18 protein-coding genes and 1 tRNA gene are annotated in these 15,476 nt (G+C 40.4%); 16 read left to right on the top strand and 3 right to left on the bottom strand.

All coding sequences use genetic code 11. The features are described 5' to 3' along the window. The first annotated feature begins 17 nt into the window (after positions 1 to 17). From plsY to GX348_02650, 11 genes are all read left to right on the top strand, one after another. Positions 18 to 632, top strand: a complete 615-nt coding sequence (plsY, locus tag GX348_02700) for a glycerol-3-phosphate 1-O-acyltransferase PlsY (GenBank protein ID NLP41095.1) — start codon at positions 18 to 20, stop codon at positions 630 to 632. Positions 633 to 635: 3 nt separating this feature from the next. Further along, complete coding sequence (locus GX348_02695; protein NLP41094.1) at positions 636 to 1,667, top strand: NAD(P)H-dependent glycerol-3-phosphate dehydrogenase; 1,032 nt, start codon at positions 636 to 638, stop codon at positions 1,665 to 1,667. 214 nt (positions 1,668 to 1,881) lie between these two features. Further along, complete coding sequence (spoIVA, locus tag GX348_02690) at positions 1,882 to 3,357, top strand: stage IV sporulation protein A (GenBank protein NLP41093.1); 1,476 nt, start codon at positions 1,882 to 1,884, stop codon at positions 3,355 to 3,357. A gap of 147 nt (positions 3,358 to 3,504) precedes the next feature. Then, complete coding sequence (locus GX348_02685; protein NLP41092.1) at positions 3,505 to 3,954, top strand: ACT domain-containing protein; 450 nt, start codon at positions 3,505 to 3,507, stop codon at positions 3,952 to 3,954. 14 nt (positions 3,955 to 3,968) lie between these two features. After that, a complete protein-coding gene (locus GX348_02680) occupies positions 3,969 to 5,255 on the top strand; it encodes a homoserine dehydrogenase (GenBank protein ID NLP41091.1) in 1,287 nt (428 codons plus the stop codon). 24 nt (positions 5,256 to 5,279) lie between these two features. Further along, positions 5,280 to 6,197 (top strand): homoserine kinase, encoded by a 918-nt coding sequence (locus tag GX348_02675; GenBank protein NLP41090.1) that lies wholly within the window; start codon positions 5,280 to 5,282, stop codon positions 6,195 to 6,197. A 61-nt stretch (positions 6,198 to 6,258) separates the two neighbouring features. Further along, positions 6,259 to 6,335, top strand: a tRNA-Pro gene (locus GX348_02670). Between the two features lie 569 nt (positions 6,336 to 6,904). After that, positions 6,905 to 7,333: an EamA family transporter gene (locus GX348_02665; protein NLP41089.1), complete on the top strand. Its 429-nt coding sequence runs from the start codon at positions 6,905 to 6,907 to the stop codon at positions 7,331 to 7,333. A gap of 267 nt (positions 7,334 to 7,600) precedes the next feature. Continuing rightward, on the top strand, positions 7,601 to 8,101 hold the full coding sequence (locus GX348_02660) for a hypothetical protein (GenBank protein NLP41088.1): 501 nt from the start codon (positions 7,601 to 7,603) through the stop codon (positions 8,099 to 8,101). 138 nt (positions 8,102 to 8,239) lie between these two features. Then, a complete protein-coding gene (locus GX348_02655; protein NLP41087.1) occupies positions 8,240 to 8,671 on the top strand; it encodes a transcriptional repressor in 432 nt (143 codons plus the stop codon). A gap of 26 nt (positions 8,672 to 8,697) precedes the next feature. Next, entirely contained in the window at positions 8,698 to 9,612 is a 915-nt protein-coding gene (locus GX348_02650) for a zinc ABC transporter substrate-binding protein (GenBank protein NLP41086.1), read from the top strand. 49 nt (positions 9,613 to 9,661) lie between these two features. On the opposite strand, the gene GX348_02645 is transcribed toward GX348_02650, so the two are convergent. The 3 genes from GX348_02645 to GX348_02635 form a co-directional block, all read right to left on the bottom strand. Beyond that, positions 9,662 to 10,123, bottom strand: coding sequence for a hypothetical protein (locus tag GX348_02645; protein ID NLP41085.1), 462 nt, complete (start codon positions 10,121 to 10,123; stop codon positions 9,662 to 9,664). A gap of 111 nt (positions 10,124 to 10,234) precedes the next feature. Continuing rightward, a complete protein-coding gene (locus GX348_02640; protein ID NLP41084.1) occupies positions 10,235 to 10,570 on the bottom strand; it encodes a L,D-transpeptidase in 336 nt (111 codons plus the stop codon). Between the two features lie 207 nt (positions 10,571 to 10,777). Continuing rightward, a complete protein-coding gene (locus GX348_02635) occupies positions 10,778 to 11,008 on the bottom strand; it encodes a hypothetical protein (GenBank protein ID NLP41083.1) in 231 nt (76 codons plus the stop codon). Between the two features lie 259 nt (positions 11,009 to 11,267). Between GX348_02635 and GX348_02630 the strand changes: the two genes are divergently transcribed. The 5 genes from GX348_02630 (at position 11,268) to GX348_02610 (ending at position 15,099) form a co-directional block, all read left to right on the top strand. Continuing rightward, a complete protein-coding gene (locus GX348_02630) occupies positions 11,268 to 12,437 on the top strand; it encodes an acetylornithine/succinylornithine family transaminase (protein ID NLP41082.1) in 1,170 nt (389 codons plus the stop codon). A 14-nt stretch (positions 12,438 to 12,451) separates the two neighbouring features. Continuing rightward, positions 12,452 to 12,886, top strand: a complete 435-nt coding sequence (locus GX348_02625; protein NLP41081.1) for a cyclase — start codon at positions 12,452 to 12,454, stop codon at positions 12,884 to 12,886. A gap of 80 nt (positions 12,887 to 12,966) precedes the next feature. Further along, on the top strand, positions 12,967 to 14,040 hold the full coding sequence (locus GX348_02620; protein NLP41080.1) for a M42 family metallopeptidase: 1,074 nt from the start codon (positions 12,967 to 12,969) through the stop codon (positions 14,038 to 14,040). 17 nt (positions 14,041 to 14,057) lie between these two features. Further along, the gene (locus GX348_02615) at positions 14,058 to 14,564 is read left to right on the top strand and encodes a gamma carbonic anhydrase family protein (protein ID NLP41079.1); all 507 of its coding nucleotides are present in this window, start codon (positions 14,058 to 14,060) and stop codon (positions 14,562 to 14,564) included. 37 nt (positions 14,565 to 14,601) lie between these two features. Beyond that, positions 14,602 to 15,099 (top strand): cob(I)yrinic acid a,c-diamide adenosyltransferase, encoded by a 498-nt coding sequence (locus GX348_02610; GenBank protein NLP41078.1) that lies wholly within the window; start codon positions 14,602 to 14,604, stop codon positions 15,097 to 15,099. Positions 15,100 to 15,476: the final 377 nt, after the last annotated feature.

The following is a 15,476-nucleotide window of genomic DNA, read 5'->3' as shown; positions in this document are numbered from 1 at the left end:
TAGGGCGAGGAGAAAAGATGTACTTATTACTTTTTTTAATATCATATCTAATCGGTTCGATCCCGAACGGATTATTTGTTGGCAAGCTTGTAGGTGGAGTTGACCTACGCCAGTTTGGAAGTAAAAATATTGGCGCAACAAATGCTTTTCGGGTGCTTGGCCCTTGGCCTGCAGTTGCCGTATTCCTAACAGATGCTGCTAAAGGTGTTGCCGGTGTCTATCTTGGTCAGTATTTAATTGGTACACCTCTTGCTCTGTTGATAGGAGGGATTGCTGCGATTGCAGGTCATAACTGGTCAGCCTTTCTTGGTTTTAAAGGCGGCCGGGGTGTTGCAACCGGCCTAGGAGTTATTGCGATGCTATCGCCAAAGGTTACGCTGGTTGTTTTTATTGCTTGGGCACTAATTGTTTATTTTACTCGGTATGTATCGTTAGGGTCGATTGTTGCTGCTGCGCTTGTACCGGTTACAATGTGGCTGTTTGGGGAAATTTTAGAATTTTTGATATTTGGTGTGATTGCCGCGCTCTTTGTAATAATTAGGCATAGACCTAATATCGAACGTTTGCTTAAAGGCGAAGAACTAAAAATCAAACCTGGCAATTTAGGAAAGATAGATAAAAAGGAGAAATAGCTAATGAAAATAGCCGTAATCGGTGCCGGTAGTTGGGGAACTGCAATGGCGGGCATGTTAGCTACTAAAAGCCAGCAAGTAGCCTTGTGGGTACGCAATATCACTTTGGCTGAACAAATAAACTCCGAACGGCAGAACAAGAAATACCTTCCTGGAGTCATGCTTTCGCCTACTCTATACTGTACAAATGATTTGGCGGCTGCCGTTGATAAGGCTGAGATAGTAGTGCTTGCCACACCGTCTCACGCCATTCGTACTACAGCACAGCGCTTATCTAGGCTGCTTGATGAAAATACCATAATAGTAACTGCAGCAAAGGGACTTGAGTTACAGACCTATAAACGAATGTCGGAAGTTATTATCGAGGAAATACCTAGTGCTGAGGATAAAGTCGTAGCGCTTTCAGGGCCTAATCATGCCGAGGAAGTCGGGCTACAGCAACCGACAGCCACTGTCGTGGGATCGAAGTCTCGGATGGCCGCGGAGAAAGTCCAGGATGCCTTTATGCTCCCATATTTTCGAGTGTATACCAATCCTGACATTGTTGGAGTGGAACTCGGCGGTGCCTTAAAGAATATTATTGCTCTTGGTGCCGGGATTATTGAGGGTTTGAGCCTTGGTGACAATACCAAAGCGGCCTTAATGACGCGGGGAATTACTGAAATTACTCGGTTAGGCATAGCCTTGGGCGGTCAACCCTTTACTTTTGCTGGGTTGTCAGGTATAGGCGACCTTATTGTTACTTGTACTAGTGAGCATAGTCGAAACCGCCGAGCAGGTATGTTGGTGGCTGCAGGAAAAACCATCGGGCAAATTGAGGCAGAAACTAATATGGTGGTAGAAGGGATTAAAGCTACTTGGGCGGCATATCACCTGGCTAAAGACCACAACGTTGAAATGCCTATTACCGAACAACTTTTTTCGATACTTTATGAACAAAAACCGACAATGGAAGCCGTATTGGAATTGATGACGCGATGCAAAACAAATGAAGTTGAAGAAGTTGTCACTGAAAATACACTATGGGTGGATTAAGAGTATGGAAGTTACCATACTCTTTTTTAATTGTAATAATATTAGCGGCATGTCATATATTTATAATGGTTAGACATATATTAAGTTGATGATAGGCTACAATTATTTATTCCTTCTCGTCCGGAAACTATTTTGCTTAAGGGAGGGATGAGCGCGAGGATTTAGTGGGCAGTGCTCACATTCTACATAAATTGAGTTATGGGGAGGGAAACAGATGGAAAAATTTGATCTATTTAGAGATATTGCCGAACGTACTGGCGGTGATATTTATATCGGAGTTGTAGGCCCAGTACGTACCGGGAAATCGACATTTATCAAGCGGTTTATGGAAACAATGGTTTTACCTAATATTAGCGATCCTTATGATAAAGAAAGGGCTAAAGATGAACTGCCGCAAAGTGCAGCCGGTAGAACCATCATGACTACCGAGCCTAAGTTCATTCCTAATGAAGCTGTCGAAATTAATGTAAAAGATAATGTAAGTGTCAGGGTCAGAGTAGTCGACTGTGTAGGATATACTGTCGAAGGCGCCCTTGGTTATGAAGAAGAAGGCCCGCGGATGGTTCTTACTCCCTGGTACGATCATGAAATCCCATTTCAAGAGGCCGCTGAAATTGGCACTCGTAAAGTCATAGCCGAGCACTCGACAATCGGAATGGTAGTAACCACTGACGGAAGTGTAACTGACCTCGATAGGGAAAACTATCTACCAGCCGAGGAGCGAGTAATAAACGAATTAAAAGAACTTCAGAAGCCATTTTTAGTAATTTTAAATACTAATCAACCAGTTGCAAAAGAAACCAGAGAGTTAGTAGCGAAGCTAGAGAGCACCTATGATGTTCCGGTAATTCCAGTGGACTGCGCTCAACTGAGTCATGATAATGTCTATGCAATACTACAAGAAGTTTTATATGAATTCCCGGTAAAAGAAGTCAATATTTCGCTGCCTAAATGGGTAGAAGAGCTAGAGGCTGAGCATTGGCTCAAACAGAAATTTGACACAGCTGTACAAGAAGTACTTCAATATGTTCGCCGCTTGCGGGATATTGATCGCGCCATTGATGACTTGTCGGGTTATGAGTTTGTTGCAGATGTCATACTCCATGACATGGATCTTGGATCCGGGCTAGCTGTCCTTGAAATAACAGCTCGTCAAGATCTGTTCTACCAAGTTCTTGAAGAATTAACCGGTTTTACTATTGCCGGAGAACATCATCTACTGAGGCTGATGCAAGACCTCTCGATAGCTAAGCGAGAGTATGATAAAATGGCAACTGCGCTTGAGCAGGTTCGGCAGACGGGGTATGGAATTGTCCCACCGCAGCTTGATGAAATGGTTCTAGAAGAGCCAGAAATCATCCGTACAGGCAATCGTTTTGGAGTACGTCTGCGGGCAATGGCTCCTTCGCTACATATCATTAAAACCGATGTTCAAGCCGAAATTTCACCAATTATTGGAACTGAAAAACAAAGTGAAGAACTTGTTCAATACCTGATGCGGGAATTTGAAGGCGAGCCGGAAAAAATTTGGCGCACTAATCTATTCGGAAAATCCTTAAATGCATTGGTACGTGAAGGCATTCAAAATAAATTATCAGGCATGCCAGAAAGCGCCCAAACAAAACTCCGGGATTCGCTGCAAAAAATTGTTAACGACGGCAGCGGTGGCTTAATTTGCATTATATTTTAATAGATATAGTCCAAAGTCAGTCTAGCGACTGACTTTATTTTTTTACAAAACTTATAATAGTACTTGTTTCGTGATAGTTAGAATGCTATAATGTCTACTGTAAATAGATAATTATCCGCGCATGCAGAACTAAAGGAGGAGATAAATATGCCTAATAATAAGGCTGGCGTATATTATTTAGTTAGAGAAGAAATTTTACCTGAGGCTATTAAGAAGACGATAAAGGTTAAAGACTTACTTAAAAGAGGCGAAGTTGCAACAATTAACGAGGCTGTCGAAAAAATGGAGCTTAGCCGTAGTGCATATTACAAATATAAGGATTATGTCTTTCCCTTTTATGAGGCTAGCCGTGAAAAAATTGTAACATTGGCGGTATTGCTTGAACATCGATCAGGTGTATTATCCCGTGTGTTAAATACTATTGCTGCCGACAACGGTAGTGTTATGACAATTAATCAAGGCATACCCCTTCAAGGCGTGGCTAATGCAACAATATCGATAGAAACGGCTGAACTTGATATAGATTTAGAGGCTTTACTTGACAAATTGAGATTGGTAGATGGTGTTAAGCGACTAGAGGTCCTAGGCCAAGCTTAGAGAGGAGCATTTATATGGATGATAAAATAATAAATGTAGCATTATTAGGATTTGGAACCGTAGGCTCAGGTGTGGTGAAGATCTTAAATTCCAACGGCGATAAGATTGCACCCAAAATCGGAGCGGCCCTCAATGTAAAAACTGTTTTAGTGCGTAATCCTCAAAAGGTTAGAGATATTGAATTTAGCGGCAATATTACTACAGATTACGAGCAAATAATAAACGACCCGGAGATTGATATAATAGTTGAAGTTATGGGCGGTGAAAACCCAACCAAAGATTATATATTAAGAGCCCTCCGCGCGGGAAAGCATGTTGTTACTGCTAATAAAGACGTTGTCGCTAAGTATGGCAAGGAGTTATTTGAAGCTGCTGAGGAATCAAATGTCGACCTAATGTTTGAAGCCAGCGTTGGGGGCGGTATTCCGATTATCAGACCCTTAAAACAGTGCTTAGCGGCTAATGAAATATCTGAAGTAATGGGTATCGTAAATGGGACTACTAACTATATGCTTACTAAAATGACCAACGAAAAAATGGATTTTGCTGATGTACTGGCCGAAGCACAGGCGAAAGGTTATGCTGAGGCTGATCCCACCGCCGATGTCGGTGGTTTCGATGCAGCTCGCAAGTTAGCGATATTATCTTCAATTGCGTTTGGAACCAGAGTGGCGCTCGACGATGTATATGTCGAGGGGATTACTAAGATTTCTAAACAAGATATTGAATATGCCACTGAGCTTGGCTATGTGATTAAATTATTAGCGATTGGTCGAGAAGATGAAAATGGCATAGACGTCCGTGTTCATCCAGCGTTTATTCCTTCTGATCATCCGCTAGCAACAGTCAATGACGTATTTAATGCTATCTATGTTCGCGGTAACGCAGTCGGTGAAACAATGTTTTACGGCCGAGGCGCAGGACAAATGCCGACAGCTAGCGCAATTACGGCTGATATTATTGACGTTGCCCGCAATATGATGCATAACGTCAATGGACGCATCCTTTGCACTTGTTTTGACGAGAAAAAATTATGCAATATCAAGCAAACGAAATCACCTTACTATATAAGAATTTTAGTAGACGACAAACCAGGTGTCTTGGCAGCGATTGCTGGTGCGTTTGGCGCTCAGCAAGTTAGCTTGAACTCTGTCATCCAAAAACGTAAAGTAAATAATTGCGCTGAAATCGTCCTTATAACGTACTATGTTTCAGAAGCTAATATTAGATTAGCCATTGACACAATAAAGGGTATGTCGGTAGTTAACGAAGTTAAAAACATTATTAGAGTGGTATCATAAGGCATAATTAGAGGAGAAGTTATTATGAAAGCACATATCAGTGTTCCAGGAACTACCGCCAATTGTGGTCCTGGCTTTGATTCAGTGGGAATTGCCTGTACAATATACAATTATATTGACCTTGAGTTGTGTGAAGATAGCAAATGCTGTAACATCGTTGTATCTGGTGAAGGTGAAGAAATTATTCCAACTGATGACCGCAATATTGCTGTTAAAGCCGTACGCACTGTGCTGGAGCGGGTAAATTGCCTTAATTATGGCATAAACCTGAAAATGGTTAATAATATTCCGTTGTCACGTGGACTTGGCAGTAGTGCTGCTGCCATTGTCGGTGGTCTTGTCGCTGCCAATGAGGCTACCGGAAATCTGTTGAGCCGACAGGAGATTTTTGAAATGGCGACTGCTCTTGAAGGTCATCCTGATAACGTTGCTCCCGCTATTTTCGGAGGTATCACTATAAGTGTAACTAGAGATAGTAAGCCGCACTGCTTACGCTTTGTCCCACATCAAGAATTGTTAATGGTAGTTGCCGTGCCGGAGTTTACATTATCTACTCATAAAGCCCGTCAAGTATTGCCAGCTTCGGTACCTTTAAAAGATGCCGTCTTTAATGTTGGTCGAACCGGTATGCTCATTGGTGCCTTGTGCAGTGGTCAATTTGATCATTTATGCTATGCACTCGATGATAAATTACACCAGCCATATCGTCAGAGCCTTATCCCAGGAACGAAAGAAGTGTTTGAAGCCGCCCTTAATTTCGGTGCGTATGGAGCGACAATAAGTGGTGCTGGACCCTGTATAATGGCGTATACTGACAAAGATCCTGATAAAATCGGTGTAGCAATGGTTGCAGCCTTTGCTCAAAAAGACATCCAGGCTAGATATATCACCTTAACTATTGACCAAAGTGGAGCAGCAGCGTGTCAAGAAAATCATAGTTGACATATTAGCAAATTTAAGGTAAAATATTTTTTGTCAGTCAGCATTGCTGTTTGGCAGATGTCGGGGCGTAGCTCAGCTTGGTAGAGCGCTACCTTGGGGTGGTAGAGGCCGCACGTTCAAGTCGTGTCGCTCCGACCAGTTGTATATTATTGTAGATCAAGAGTTCGCTGAAACGCGGACTCTTTTATATTTTTACAGTGTTAATCGCACATAAATAAATTTAAAAAGCAGCTTGCGCTGCTCTTATGTCGATGGATGATTAGGGCCAGTAAGGTGTTTATCGCCGCTTATATCTTGTCTTTTGAGATTCCGGTTTTGTTTCTTAATTTTTTTTTGCTCTAATGAATCATTTGAATTATTTTTTGACATTGTATCACCTCCCAAAGATCTACATTAGTTTATTAAATTTTTCAATATGCAACTTCTGGTCAAGTATTGGCATGCCTGAAGAACGAGTGGTATTGGTTCCTACAGAGAACCAAGGTAGACCCAGCCACATACTCTCCTGTTTCTTTGTTATTTATAAAACCACGGTAAAACGGCATGATACGACCCCCTTTAGTAAATAGTGTAGGAATTATAATTAGATTTAATTCACTTAAAAAAAGAATCATTTAGATTAATGCAGCTGAGATATTATTCACAATTGTTATAATTAATACTGAATTGTAAGGATAAGCGGCTAGCTTGAAATATCCCCAAGGAGGATTCTTATGTATGTGTTTTCTATTATTCTTATAGTTTTATCAAATATTCTATACAATGTTTGCCAAAAATCAACTCCGGAGAGTGTAAATCCATTTACTGCACTGCTTGTTACCTACTTTACAGCTGCAATGTTGACTGCTATTGCTTTTTTGGTGAATTCTGCTGATAAAACACTTTTGCAGTCTGTAAAAGAGCTGAATTGGACAAGCTTGGCTTTAGGCGTTTCAATTGTCGGTCTTGAGTTTGGATATTTGATGGCATATCGCTCAGGATGGAATATAAGCGTAGGGTCTTTAGTGGCGAATATTTTATTAGCAATTATGTTAATTCCAGTTGGGATTATTTTTTATAAAGAAGGGTTTGGATTTAATAAATTATTTGGGGTAGTATTTTGTTTAATTGGATTATTTCTGATAAATAAAAATTAAAGACGTAATAGAGAAAACACTATAGGTCGTCTTTTATTTTAATTACAATTATTTCCAGGGTAATAATTAATTTAGGTTTACGCTCTAATGTATCTGACTAGCTCAGAGTCCGCCAACTTATGGCAAAAGGGATATTGCTAGAACGCCGCGAAATTTATATTAATAGATTGCCATATCCAAACAAATTATAAAATACAATTAGACAGGGTGAATAATATTGAATTTCGTCAATAATAAGATAAAACATAAGAGGAGGTGAGACCGTATATGTCAAAACAGTGGAAACACTTTATGATTGGTGCACTTACAATGCTAATACTACTGGTAAGTGGCTTTTTACTTTTTTCTGAAACAGGGAAAATTTCAACTCGGTCTCCCTCTAATTCATTAAATCCAACTATTCCATCCGATACTGTAATTATTAAACCTCTCCCGCCTCTTCTGATTCTTCGTGGAACTGACGTTGCTTTCGAAGGAAAAGCAGAGTTTAAGCAGGCTATTGCAGGTCGTTTTGCCCAAAACATTGTTATTACTAACTTTCAGGCAACTGGTAATAATGCCGAAAAATCAATGATTAAGATTGTATGGGAGAATGGACAGATTGAAAAGATTTATCCAGGTACAACAGATAAAAGAATTTTATCTAACCAAAGGGCTGTTGACATTTCAATATTAGGATACAGCATGCATGAAAGGCGGATTTTTAAAGATTCTAGCCGTAAAGGTACACTGACATGGGAAATTCGCTACGAACCGGTTGAATTATGATGTTTAAATAAGATTTGTATAAAGTAGCCCTGCGAAAGCAGGGCTATTTTATTAGAGGTTTTTATTTAGTCTTGAAAGTTTTAGTATAAATACAGTAAAATCGTAAATAGTAATAATATTATTTAGGAGGGTTCCTTAATGGAAAGGGTTATTACCATTTTACGCCGTAATGGCTATAAGATAACGCCGCAACGCAGAGCAGTTATTGAGGCACTTATTAAAAGCGGTCAATTTACTACAGCGCATAAAGTGCTAGCCTATGTAAAAACAAGCCTTCCTGATATGAGTCTAGATACTATTTATCGAAATCTAAGCTTGCTAGTAAAACTTGATATAGTATATGAAATAAAAACTAGGGGGCGTGAGGGCAATCTGTTCGAAATTGTTAGTGGGGAGAAACATGATCATCATCATCATTTAGTTTGTTTAACCTGCGGCAAGGCTGAATGCTTAGACTTTTGTCCAATCAAGAATGAAGACTTGGTGCAAGCTGAGAAAAGCGGCTTTAAAATAACTTCGCATGCTTTTGAATTTTACGGATACTGCCGTAAATGTCGCGCTGCAATGTAATTCAACTGTTTTAGGAGGTATAATAAATGAAAATTCTACAGTTTGGAATTATTTCGCTGCTTTTGATAAGTTTAGGGTTAGCTGGTTGCAGTAACCAAAGTACGCCTATACAATCTCCAAATGATAGAATTAATATTGTTACAACTATTTATCCTCTTTACGAGTTCACCCGTCAGGTTGGCGGTGATAAGGTGCAAGTCGATATGCTTATTTCACCGGGCGTAGAACCCCATGACTGGGAGCCATCGGCTCAAGATTTAATCAGAATTAAGTCTTCTAAATTGTTTGTATATCATGGGGCTGGGTTGGAAGCAGTCGATAAACTATTGGCTAAAGAAGTGTTAGGCGGAGTTAAGTCAGTTGAGGTTAGTAAGGGTTTAATTAGTCATACTGCAGAAAAAGATGAACATCAGCATCAAAACGATGTACATACTTGGCTGGATCCGATTCTTGCTAAGCATGAATTAAAGGTCATTACTAAAGCACTTTGTGAAGTTGATCCTGCTAACAAAGAATATTATGAGCGAAATGCTGACCGTTTCGCAAAAGAACTCGACCAACTTGATAACGACTATAAAACTGTGCTTGCCAATGTTAAGCGCCGAGATATCATAACAAGCCACGCTGCTTTCGGTTATTTGGCAAACCGATATAATCTAAAACAGACTGGGATTATGGGCTTATCACCAGACTCAGAGCCAACTCCTGAAAGAATGGCCCAAGTTGTAAAGTTTTGTAGGGAAAACCAAGTTAAATACATTTTTTTTGAGACACTCCTAGGTCAAAAATTAGCTGAAACAATTGCAAATGAAACAGGGGCTGGCTTGTTGGTCTTAAATCCCCTTGAAAACCTGACAGAGCAGGAGTTTAAGGAAGGCAAAAACTATATAATAATAATGCGGGAGAATCTCGTTAATTTAGAGAAAGCGCTAAATAATTGATTTAAATGATAAAGGCCGGATATTTTCCGGCCTTGCGTCTTGTATAAAGTTATTGGACAACTGTTACCCAAAGGTCAACAGCTCTATCGGTATCAGTAGTGTTAGGGATAATCTGAACTTTACCTTTGCCTGGGCTAGTAGCTGTAAATACGACTCGGCCAGTGTCTTTCTCTTCCTCTTTTTTCATAATATTGCCGATAAAGTCTGCACCGGAAGATGAGAAGCGGGTAGTTTTAGTAAGACCTGGAGCAGGTTCAAGTATAAGTCGTTGACCAATCTTCATTACAATATTATTATTTGAGAGCTGGACCGGACCGGTATCACCGTAATTATAAATGACCTTAAATTCATTTTCATTAAATTGTTTCGACGGTGGGTTACCAGGTGCCGGAGTGCTTGGCGCAGGGTTTACAGGCGTCATATTATTTGTACAGCCCCCCAAGAGCACGCTGCAAGAGAGTAGTATAACAACAGCGTAAGATATAAGGTACTTAATACGAATAGTTTTCATTATAACCTCCTAATTACAAGTCATTTACAGTTATTATTAGAAGGTTGGCTGTTATTTATGAATTATTCGCGTGCGGTTTTAAATTTAAGTTCAAAGAGCTGGAATTGCTTTTTAATGAACAATCTTTACGGGTGTACCGACCGTAACCATTTTAGATAATTCCATAATATCGCGGTTATACATTCGGATGCATCCTTTAGACACATAACCGCCAATTGAGCCAGGGTTATTAGTACCATGAATACCATGGTGAGGTAGACTTAGCCCCATCCACATTACTCCAAACGGACCGCCTGGGTTGGGTCGTTTGTTGGCAATATAGTAGTTTCCAGCCGGGGTCGGGGTAGACATTTTTCCGACACCAACAGGATAAGATTTTAGTAAGCTTCCATTTTTAAAGAGATATAATTTTCGATCAGATAAGTCAATAACAATAGAATGGGCCACTAAAATTCACCCCCACAATATTCTATGCCATGACAAGTTTAAAGGCTAAAAACTATAATTGCTAACACCGGAGTTGCCTTTAAAATGAAGTGCTATAAAGAAATAGGGGGACGGGTTATATGCCAAGATAGCGAAAGTCTAACTTTACGTGTTCGGTAAGGAAAAAGACGTTATGTACCCGAGGGGTGATTGAAGTTGGAGCTGCGCTCAACAGGATTTTGTGCCTAAACGGGGGTGTCTGACTGGTCTTAATGTCAGCCGCAAAATTAAATCAATTGCTTCCTCTAGGCTGATGTCATTGCAAGAATTACCTTTTTCAATAACGCATAACGGATCAGATGCACCAATCTCACCACCCGGCATATAAACGTATTCCTCGGTACTGGCGTCACCAAAGATGAAACCGGCCTCCAGTTGTTCAGTTAATATTTTGCTCATAAATTACCTCTGCATAATTGTTTTATATAATTATAGCATAATCTTTACAATTTGCCGTTTCACGCCGTCTCTTGGAGGTTTGAAATCTCAATTTCTGTAGACTAAAAAAGGATTTCATCTGTTATAATAGAAACAAATACCAATATGTGCTATTTTTAGCTGGGGGTGCAAATAATTGGATAAAGGTTTAATAGTCTCAGAGACGATCGAAAAATATGAAAAATACATAAATCCTGCAGTTGCTCGTTTATTCCGTTTTATGGGATTGGCAACAATTGAATGGGAAGCTGAGGGAACAATTATCCGTGACATTGATGGCAAGGAATATATCGACTGTTTAGGCGGCTACGGTGTGTTTAGTTTAGGGCATAGAAACCCCAAGGTAGTCGAGGCAGTTAAACGTCAGCTTGATACTATGCCGCTGTCTAGCAAGGTGCTTTTTGATAAGCCAATGGCCGATTTAGCGGAAGTGTTAGCAGGAATTACACCAGGCGATTTGCGATTCAGCTTTTTTGTTAATAGCGGCGCTGAAGCAGTAGAGGGTGCTTTAAAACTGGCTCGCGTTCATACCGGTCGTTCTAAGGTTATATCTACTGTTAACTCATTCCATGGTAAAACGCTAGGAGCACTTACTGCAACGGGGCGCGACATGTTTAGGGAACCGTTCCAACCGCTCTTATCCGGGTTCAGTCATGTACCCTTCAACGATATTCAGACTTTGAAGCAGGAAATTGATCATGACACTGCAGCTGTAATCATTGAACCAATTCAAGGTGAGGGCGGTATAATTGTACCATATGATAATTATTTGCCGGCCGTCAGACAGTTATGTGACGAATATGGTGCACTGTTAATCTGTGATGAAGTTCAGACCGGACTCGGGCGCACCGGTAAAATGTTTGCTGTCGACCATTATAATGTCGTTCCTGATATCATTACTATGGCCAAGGCCCTTGGGGGCGGAGTTATGCCGATTGGGGCTTTTACAGCCAAAGCTAGTGTCTGGGAAAAATATATAACAAGCCCGTTCCTCCATACATCAACCTTTGGCGGAAATCCTCTAGCTTGTTCCGCAGCAATTGCTGCAATCGAAGTTATTAAGGAAGATAAGCTTTCTGAGCGCGCGGCTGTGGAAGGCGCATATTTTATTGAAGGTCTCAAGAAGATCCAGGCGTCTTTCGGCGACGTAATCAAAGAAGTGCGCGGCAAGGGTCTGATGATTGGTATTGAACTTACCAAGGAAGGTATAGGCGGTCTTATGATGAGCGAACTTGTCAACAATGGGGTGCTGGTAGCTTATACACTTAACAACCCAAAAGTAATCCGGATTGAACCGCCGCTTATTATCGGCCGTGAGCAAATTGATATTGTTCTAAAAGTAGTTGCTGATGCTGTAGAAAAAGCTCAGGAAATGATTGAAGATTTTTAAGGGAGGGGAAAACTGTGCCATACGTTGAAGTAACATTACCGATTAAAGCAAAACCCGATGAAGTATATCCAATTTTAAAGGAAATGGATAAATACCCAGAGTTTATGGACGACTTAGAAAGCGTTGAGATAATTGAGCGCAATGCCAACACTACTCAAACTAGATGGGTGTCAAATGTAGACGGTCGAGTCATTAAATGGATTGAGCTTGATACTTTTGATGATGAGAATATGCATATTACCTATCGGCAAATTGAAGGAGATCTTAAAAAATTTGAGGGTGAGTGGATTTTGACGCCGCTTGAAAACGGTACTGAAATCAAATTAACGGTAGATTTTGAATTTGGTATACCAATGATAGCTGGCCTGTTAAACCCTATCTTAAAAAAGAAGGTTCGCGAGAACTGCATGAGTATGCTCCAAGCAATCAAAAACCGTTTGGAAAAGTAGCGACTGAATACAAAAAACAATTACCGTACAATATACTGTAGATAGAGCCGCCACGGCTTTTAATTAGAGGAGGATATGTTATGGATAAAACGCTGAATTGGTTAAAAGAAATATCTACAGTACCAGGTGTATCGGGTTTTGAGCAGCCAGTAAAAGATTTAATGATGAAAAAGCTCAGCCATATAACCGAGATTTCTTACGATAAGATCGGCAGCGTGATTTTTGCAAAAAAAGGTAGTCTCGCTGAACCCAAGATAATGCTTGCCACTCATATGGATGAGATTGGGTTTATGGTTAAAACTATAACCAAAGAAGGATTTATAAGATTTACTACGCTAGGTGGCTGGTGGGAACAGGTAATGCTGGGTCAGCGAGTAACGGTATTGACATCTAAAGGAAATATTCCAGGAATAGTTGGCAGTAAGCCGCCGCATATTCTAACACCAGAGGAACGCAAAAAGGTTGTAAAGAAGCGTGAAATGTTCATTGATATTGGTGCTGCCGACGAACAGGAGGCAAGATCGCGATTTGGTGTACGACCTGGCGATCCAATTGCGCCTTACAGCGAATTCACCGTTATGGCCAACGAAAAATTCCTGATGGCCAAGGCTTGGGATAATCGTATTGGCTGTGCAATTATTACAGAAGTGTTGGAAAAATTGCAAAATGAAATGCATGCTAATACAGTTTATGGTGTCGGTACTGTCCAAGAAGAAGTTGGGTTGCGTGGTGCTCAGACTAGCAGCAACGTTATAAACCCGGATATTGCTTTTGCCGTTGACACCTGTGTGGCGGGCGACACTCCAGGTGTAACTGAAGATTTGGCGTCGAGTAAACTGGGTAAAGGTGTTGCTATTGCGATCTATGATGCCAGCATGATTCCTCATACAAAATTGAGAAACTTCGTTATTGATGTTGCAGAAAAGAATAATATCCCATATCAGTTGGAATTTACAGAGGGCGGCGGAACTGACGCCGGTAAGATTCATGTTCACAACCAGGGCGTACCAAGTTTGGTTCTTAGCATTCCGACACGCTATATTCATAGTCACAACAGTATTATCCACCGTGATGATTATGAGGCGGCGGTGCGCCTGATTATTGCTATCATAAAAGATCTTGATTTTAATCAATACAGGGAGTTGTTAACGTAGTGTCTTCAAAAAAAATAATGCCTTATAAAGATTTAATACCCAAAATTGATCCGACTGTTTTTGTTGCTGAAGGTGCCAGAGTGATCGGCGAGGTTACGATTGGGGAAAACTCCGGTATTTGGTACAACACAGTGCTGCGCGGTGATACGCATCCTATTCTTATTGGGAAGTATACAAATATTCAAGATAATTCAACCGTCCATGTAATGCACGACTATCCCTGTGAAATTGGGGACTATGTAACTGTCGGCCATGGCGCAATAGTTCATGGCTGTATTATTGGTAACAATTGCCTAGTTGGTATGGGAGCAGTCATTTTGAGTTATGCTCAGATTGGTGATAACTGTATTATTGCGGCTGGGTCGGTTGTACCTGAACGTAAAGTAATACCGCCTAATTCAATGGTTATGGGTGTACCAGGTAAGGTCGTTCGAACGCTAACTAACCAAGAAGTTGAAGCAATTCGTAAGTCAGCAATAGAATATCATCAGTTGGCTAAGGATTATTTGCAGCAGCAGAAGTAATAGTTAATGCTGATAATGTTTTTATTGAGGTGGAAAAATGAAAGTTTATACGAAAACGGGAGATAAGGGGATTACTAGCCTGTTAACCGGCGAACGCGTAGATAAAGACAGCTTAAGAGTTGAGGCTTATGGAACAGTTGATGAAATAACTTCGGCCCTAGGTTTAGCCAGAGCATTTTGTAAAAAACAGGATGTTTCCGAAACAATTGTTAAATCGCAAAAATTATTAATGATGGTTATGGCTCAACTTGCCAGCAAGGGCGACAAAGCTACTTATATTACAAACGTACAGGTGGAGCTACTTGAGAAGATAATAGATTCTTTTGAAGAAAGGCTTCCGCCTTTGAAAGAATTTCTTATTCCCGGAGATACCCCGGCAGGGGCTGCGCTTGATATGGCACGGACGATCACACGCCGTGCAGAGCGCCAAGTGCTCCGTTTAGCAAAAGCTGAGCCAGTTGATGAGTCTATTGTGATTACCTTAAATAGACTATCAGATTTATGTTTTGTTCTAATGCGTTTTGAACAAATGTAAATGAAATTTATTAACTATTGACACGAAATGCAAGCTCCTGACATAGATTATAACGACATTGTACTGCATAGTGACAAGGGGGCGAGCGTGGTGAAAGCGTTGAAGGTATACCTTTTACGGGTGCCCAAACCTTTTAGAAGAATGATGCGTGCGATTTGTAACAAAAGTTAAATACTAAAAAATAATAGCCGCCTGAGAAGGCGGTTATTATTTTTTAAGCCCATTAGAATATTTTTACCAAATTTATACTAATACGCGAATAAATTGACTGAAAAGAAGGAATATTTCCAGTAAACAGAGAATTTCTAAAACATGCAATTTACACCATGAGTCACGCTATGTGTGGTTCAAGTTAATCTAAGCATATAGGAGGGATA

The sequence above is a fragment of the Veillonellaceae bacterium genome, assembly GCA_012523975.1.
GTDB lineage: Bacteria > Bacillota > Negativicutes > JAAYSF01 > JAAYSF01 > JAAYSF01.
This window is presented reverse-complemented; position numbering and strand designations above follow the sequence as displayed.